The sequence below is a fragment of the Halosaccharopolyspora lacisalsi genome (assembly GCF_014137975.1).
GTDB classification, from domain to species: domain Bacteria; phylum Actinomycetota; class Actinomycetes; order Mycobacteriales; family Pseudonocardiaceae; genus Halosaccharopolyspora; species Halosaccharopolyspora lacisalsi.
In genome coordinates, this window is sequence record NZ_JACGWZ010000015.1 from 1 (window position 1) to 5,697 (window position 5,697).

Genomic DNA, 5,697 nt, shown 5'->3' on the forward strand with positions numbered 1-5,697 from the left:
GACACCACGCGGGACTGTTGCCGCCGGTGGTGCGGGTTGACCGTGCGCACCCACCCGTTGACGTCCGGCAGATAGTCCAGCAGCCCCGATTGCTGTTCCAACATCGTGTACTGCACCCCCTCGCGGGTGACGCTCTGCACCCCACGTGGCAGCCGGCACGACGGATCATCCTGGCAGGCTTTCCACAGCTCACACGCCAGGATGCTGACCGCGCGCCGACCACCCGGGGGGACCGGAGTGCCGCGCCAATACTGGATCCCGAACGTGCCTTCCGATTCGTTCGGGTACTGCTCGCGGGGCTGCAACGGCCGCGACAAGTCCTGATCAGTGGGCCACGGTTGCCCGTCAGTGCGCACAAGCCGGTCCGAGTCGTACAGCCAGTACTGACCGCGAGCCGGCGTCCAGTCCGACGGCAACGGCTCACCCGGAACCCACTCGAGCGGCCAGCCGGGTTCCATGAGGGTCTGCCCGTCCTGCCACACGATCAGCCGGTACCGCGGAGACGCATCCGAGAACGTCACGTCCGGCGGCCGGTCAGCCGGCCGGTATGGCCGCGACCAGTCCGGCGGACGCGCCAACGGCTCCCAGTACACGCGGCCGGGCAACCGCAGTTCGGGAAGTGCTGGGCACCCGCACCGGTCCATGCCATAGCCACACGAGCCGCACCCGGCGTTCCACCAGTGCCCGCCGGAACGAGCCAGGTGGAACCCGTGCCCGTCGCGGCACGGGTCGCACGTGCACGAGCGGCACGGCCGGATCGTTTCCTGACACATGCCGTACACACCGGCCGTGAGGCGCCACAGAATTTCGGTGGCCGCTTCCACCGCGTTCGTCTGCTCCGGCGTCCACGACGCGGCCCCTTGCCACTCGTGGGACGCGTCCCCGGGCGCGAGGCACCCGCACCCGGGCATGAGCGGCCACGTGCGGCACGGTCCACTACCCGGGGGCATGGGCCATGTGCCGTCGTTGCCGATGTCGGTCGGTGTGACGCGCCCCTGCCCCCCATCCACGGGTGGCGGGGGACAGGGGTCGTCACGAGCTGGTTCCGTCACCCGGTCCCCCCGGGAACGCCGGTCGTCAACCACCGCGAATCCGGCACTTCGGTTTCCGCGGGCTCGGCGCCACCGGTGGGTTCGTCGTGGATCCACGCAAGCGCGCGCTCGGCGGACCACACCGCGCCTTCCTGCCAACCCGGCCAGTCGCTGACCTGGTCGCCGATGACTCCGAACCGCCCGGCGGGTTGGCGCAGCGTGGCCAGCGCCGCTCGGTGTTTCGGATCGTCCGGCCGCCAGTGGGCCCACCCGCCCCGCTGGTACGGCACCCGGGCCCACGCGACGGTGGCGGCGTTCTCCGTGGGGATGATGCTCGGGTCTGCTACTTGCTCGTGCAGCAGACTCCCGCCCTGACGGGCGGTGGCGATCCGGTCCGGCACCGACATTGCTTGGAACCGTTCGGCCGCCTCATAGCTGTTGTACGCGCCGGTCAGCGTGCCACCGTCCGCCCCGAAGTGCCCGCTGGACGGGTACCAGAACTGTTGGATGTCGTGATCCGAGTAGCTGATGCCGCCGTAGATCTCTTCGTCTTCCCACCAGCGGGTTCGGGAGTACCAACCCACCTTGCAGGCCGGCGCGAACTCGACCGACTCGACCGCGTCGGTGAACTCGCGGTCGAAGCCTTTCAGCTCCACATGCTCGGCCACGTGCGGCAGCGGAGCCGACGATAGACACCAGTCGAACGACTCCGACGTGCGGTAGCCGCCCCACGTCCACGTGACCTGCACCCGGTTGCGGCGCTGCTGGATCCGCTGCACCGGGGCGTTGTACTGCACCGAGTCTTCAACCTGAGCGAGGATCGCTCGCCACACCCGGTCCATCCCCCCGACTGGCTGGAACAACGTGTTCTGCCAGTAGTGCGACAGCGGTTGCAGGAACAAGTGCTGCCACGCCCGCATCCGAGCCAACTCGTCACGCTTCAACGGCGTGCCGGGGGAACGGCCGGTGCCCCGGTAGATGCCTTCCCCGTCCAGGTCACCGAACGCGCGCGCCATCTCCGCACCGTCGCCGGACAGCCCGGCGTAGGCTTTCTCGGCGACGTAGCCGCGCATGTCGTTCGCCAGCCGGCGACGCGAGTAGCGGCCACCGGTGGCGGTGTCCGCGTACAGGTTCGCGTCGCTGGACATGATGTAGGTTTCCAGCTCAACGCCAAGCTCGTGGCACAACCCGAGCATCCGGCGGTGATGGTGCGGCAGCCGCCCGGGTCCGAGATTGACGTAGTGCCCCTCAGGAAGCCGCACGGTCTGTGCGACACGTTCACCGTCGTGCAGCTCGGTGACCACCGACCCATCCCGCGCCGTCTGCGACAGCCCTCCGGCGTGGGACTTCGCCTCGAGCACGGTCACGTCATGTCCGGATTGGTGCAGCCGATACGCCGCGGCCAGTCCCGCGACGCCGGCCCCGATGATCGCCACCCTGCTCATGTCAGGAGTCCTTCACGTTCGGCGAGAAATCCACGTCAATGCCCTGGTAAAACGCGTTCGCGGTGTCGGCCACGTCCCACACGGCGTAGATGATGTGCCGACCCTGCTTGGTGGGCATCTTGATCCAGTGGTGCACGTCCTTCACGGGGAACGGCGCGGTCCAAAACTGGTCAGCGTTCGGCCCGTGCAGCCACCAGATTTCGCACAGCGGCTCGAGCATGTCCCGCGTGAGTGGCTTCGACAGATCAGCGCTGTCCTTCGTGATGTAGTAGTGCCACTTCTGCGTTTTGTGCTGCGCAGTCAGCCACCACGACATACGGATGGTGCCGCCCGGGGTGACTGGCATCGCCGGCCACGGCTGCCCGGACGGGGACACCGGACCGTCCAGGTCTTTATACGGCTCGATCCCGGCGGACATGAGCTGACCATCCGGGGGGATCGTCAACGTCTGCCCGTTGTGTTGCCGCGTGTACGCGGGGAACCCTTTCGGGCGTTCGATGGACTGTGGCTCCGGGACCTTCGCGCCCAACGACGGGTCTTCGTGCGCGGCGATGACCCGCGACCGGGGGGTACGCACGTAGCCGTGCCCGGCCATGATCTCGGTGGTTTCAATTTCCAACACTGGCTCAGTCACAGCGCAGCCCCCTTTGTGGCGATCGCGGTCAGCGTGTTGTCCCACACGCCGTAGACGCTGAACATGACCTCAGCGCCCGGTGCCACTTCGAATTCGAATTCCCGAGTCTTCGTGAAGTACCAGGTGCGCTGGTCAACGGAGACGTGCCAAAACGGGTAGCCCATCGCGGACTTCGGCTTGCTGCCGTCGTCCGGGTCGTCCCACGTCGCGCGGACTTTGCCGTTCTCGATCGGCCACACCATCAAATCGGGCGCCGGCCAATCCGCCTTGACGTCCACGTCCGGGTCCGGGTCCGGCGCGGGCTCCGGGCTACCGGTCTTGAACACGATGCTGCCCGGCTGGGACTTGCGGCCGTCGGCGGTGTGCGCCACCACGTGCGCCGTGTACTGCGTCTCCGGCTTGAGTCCCTTCACCGACACCAGGGTGTCTTGGGTGCGCTGTGCCGCATTCTGCGCCGCGTCGAGCCATACTTCGTACTCGTGCACCACCGGATCGCGGTCCCACTCGAGTTTCGTGGAAGTGGGTGCGATGCAGTGTGCCCGCACGTTGCGGGGGGTGGCCACCGTCGTGTCCGGGTCCGGGTCCGGCTTCACGTCGGCCTGGAACACGAACCGGTGCGTGGTGGCCGGCGAGTACAGCAACCCACTGTTGCCCTTACCGACTGCCCGTACCTGCACTTCGTAGGCTGTGCCCGGCGTCAGGTTCCGCAGGACATAGTCACGGCCGCTGGCCGGCTGGAACTCGCCGGAACCCGTCTTGACTTCCCAGTGGTCGACCGTGCCGGTCTGGGACCACTCGATCCGGGCAGTGCCGGCGGTCGCGTCCTCCGCCGTGACCTGCACCCCGTTCGGCGCGGCCGGAGGCGTATCCGGAGTCGGATCGGGGTTCGGTTTGTGGTCGCTGTCTTCCTGAAAGAAATCCGGGCTGCCGACCTTGCCGGTCGTCCACGTGGACACGGACTCGGCCCGCTTGTACCGGGCGCGCCACTCGGTGCGACGTGGGTCGTTGTACATGGGAACGAGGTATTCCGCGCCGAACGTGGACGCGGCGTGCCACGAGGTGCTGTCGTCGGTGGAATACTCCACTTCGATCGAGTGCCCGTTTTTCGGCGCCACCGTCAGATAGGCCCAACCAGGAGCGAACCGTGCTTTCACCCCGGTCGGAGGCTGGATCGCCATGCTATGTCCGTCCTTATCGGTGTGATCGTGCTCGCACGTGCGTTGCAGCGTCTCGATACTCGCGCGGTTGTTGCTGACCCCGGCCTGAAGGTCTGCCACGTCCTGACGCAGCGTCGTGACGCTCTGAGCTGTGTCGTTGCGATCCGCGACGGAATCTCTCCGCAACTCGTTCATCTGCTGCGTAAACCGCTGGTCGAGTTGGGTGATCCGGTCGTCAACCGAGGAACTGTCCTCGGTGTGCGGGTCGCTCATGTCCACCGGTCACGCCACCTCGTGCACCACGTCGAACGTGTTGCACGCCACCTCGTTGAACGTGGTGAACACACCGATCCATGCCCCGTCAATGAGTCCTTCGTTTTCGGGTTCGGGGATCGGCGGCACGGAGCACGCGGGCAGTTCGGGCAGAGCCGCATTCGTGGCGGGTGCGGCTGAGGCGGTACCGGCGAACAGTCCGGCGCCGGCCACGGCCAGCGCTGTCGCGATTCCTGCGGTTGTCTTACGCATCATGTCTCCTGTGAAGGGTCGTGCGGGTCCGGTGGTCACTTGCTGGGCTTGGCGGGTGCGTCGGTGGTGCCGTCGAACCGGAAGTGGTGCGTGTGCGCCCGGTACTCGCCCTCCAGGGCCCCGAGCTTGCTGGTGACCTCCGCGTCCCCGTCGGTGATCTTCTTGTTGAGGGTCTTGACTGCGTCCGTCAGGGCTTGGTTGGCCTGCTCGGCTGTGTTGTGGATCTGATCAGAGTTGGCCTGGATCTTGCGGTCGAACTCCTGGTTACTCAGGGCCTGAGCGTCAATGGCCTGCTCCACGTGCGCCGACAGCTGGTCAGTGGCTTTCTTGGCCTGCTGGGCAGCCTGCCGGGCAGCGTTGATGCTGTCGGTGAAGCTACGGATACTCGCGGCGTTGTTGTCCACGCTGGCCTTGAGGGACTTCAACTCGCGTTCGAGCGCGCCCGTCTTCTCGGTGACCAGGTTCTCCACGTTGGTCAACCGCACGTTCTGCGCGTTGAGTCGCTTCGTCTGTTCCTGGTCGAGATGCCGAATCTTCTCGTCGGGCGTCTCGTCGCCACCGGTGTTGGCCAGTACCTCCGGGTGTTCGGTCGGGGCGTCGCCGTTGCTGCTGGTTCCGTGGCTGGTGTCGTGTGGCTGTCCGTGTGTGTTCGCCATTGCCGTTTTCTCCGTTCTCACTGGCAGGGACACGAAACCGGCGGCGAACCCCGAACGTGCGTGGTTCGCCGCCGGTGGTCATCACGTGCGCGTGCTCTTGCGGGTCGACGCGGTAGCAGCGGGCACGGTCACCGACACCTGAGCGGTCCGGCCGCCGTAGGTGGCCGTGACGGTGGTCGACCCGTCCGCCACACCGGTGATCAGCCCGGCGTTGCTTCCAGTGCCGACGGTGGCCACCCCCGGGTTGTC

6 protein-coding genes are annotated in these 5,697 nt (G+C 66.9%); all 6 read right to left on the reverse strand.

Annotation, left to right across the window (positions count from 1 at the left end):
- Positions 1-521 (reverse strand): hypothetical protein (locus tag FHX42_RS25715; protein WP_220480900.1); only part of this gene is annotated, 521 nt, incomplete at its 3' end.
- A gap of 527 nt (positions 522-1,048) precedes the next feature.
- Positions 1,049-2,476, reverse strand: a complete 1,428-nt coding sequence (locus FHX42_RS25720) for a flavin monoamine oxidase family protein (protein ID WP_182547065.1) — start codon at positions 2,474-2,476, stop codon at positions 1,049-1,051.
- Between the two features lies 1 nt (position 2,477).
- Positions 2,478-3,110, reverse strand: a complete 633-nt coding sequence (locus FHX42_RS25725) for a lytic polysaccharide monooxygenase auxiliary activity family 9 protein (RefSeq protein WP_182547066.1) — start codon at positions 3,108-3,110, stop codon at positions 2,478-2,480.
- Positions 3,107-4,462 (reverse strand): fibronectin type III domain-containing protein, encoded by a 1,356-nt coding sequence (locus FHX42_RS25730; protein WP_182547067.1) that lies wholly within the window; start codon positions 4,460-4,462, stop codon positions 3,107-3,109. Before FHX42_RS25730 ends, FHX42_RS25725 begins: the two co-directional genes overlap by 4 nt.
- 87 nt (positions 4,463-4,549) lie before the next feature.
- Positions 4,550-4,792, reverse strand: coding sequence for a hypothetical protein (locus tag FHX42_RS25735; protein WP_220480901.1), 243 nt, complete (start codon positions 4,790-4,792; stop codon positions 4,550-4,552).
- 35 nt (positions 4,793-4,827) lie between these two features.
- A complete protein-coding gene (locus FHX42_RS25740) occupies positions 4,828-5,448 on the reverse strand; it encodes a hypothetical protein (RefSeq protein WP_182547069.1) in 621 nt (206 codons plus the stop codon).
- Between the last annotated feature and the right edge of the window lie 249 nt (positions 5,449-5,697).